The following is a 651-nucleotide window of genomic DNA, read 5'->3' on the forward strand; positions in this document are numbered from 1 at the left end:
CGTGGCCCGGGTGCCGTCGATCCGCTTTGGCGGCTTCGAGGTGCGCAACGCCCAGGTGGCGGTGATGCCGGCGTTGGGCGAGCATGCGCTGCTGGGGATGAACGTGCTGCGCCACTTCAGCCTGGTGCAGCAGGGCGGCACCCTGACCATCAGCCCGGGTGCGGCGCGGTGACGGCCGGGCGCTATCCGCTGGCGATCGTCGGCGCCGGAGCGCTGGGGCTGCACTTTGCGGCGCGGCTGGCCAAGGTTGGCCGGGTGGCGGTGATCGCCCTGAGCCACGAGCGGGCCGCCGCGCTGCGGCAGGGCGTGACGGTGGGCGGCGAGAGGTTCGTCCCCGAAGCCTTCGGCCCGGAGGATGCCCCAGCCGCCGACTGGGTGATCGTGCTGGTGAAGACCGGCGACACCCGTGACGCGGCGCTCACCGCCCGGGCGATGGCGCCCCGGGGCGTGGTGTCGCTGCAGAACGGGCTGGTGGACGACCTGCTGCGGGAGGCCTGTGCCGGCGTGCTGGCGGGGCAGGGCATCACCACCGAAGGGGCGTTTCGGGATGGCCGCGTGGTGCAGCCCTCAGGCGCCGGCGACACCCTGCTGCCGCCGGGCTTCGAGCCTGTGGCCGAGCTGCTGGCCGCGGCCGGGCTGCGCGCCCGGGTC

At 75.1% G+C, this 651-nt stretch carries 1 protein-coding gene; it reads left to right on the top strand.

Annotated features, from left to right (window positions below; all coding sequences use genetic code 11):
- Window positions 1–168 precede the first annotated feature (168 nt).
- Window positions 169–651 (top strand): ketopantoate reductase family protein (locus QQK25_RS23195; RefSeq protein ID WP_284190078.1); only part of this gene is annotated, 483 nt, incomplete at its 3' end.

Source organism: Zoogloea oryzae (genome assembly GCF_030161255.1).
In the GTDB taxonomy this organism is placed as follows: Bacteria; Pseudomonadota; Gammaproteobacteria; order Burkholderiales; family Rhodocyclaceae; genus Zoogloea; species Zoogloea oryzae.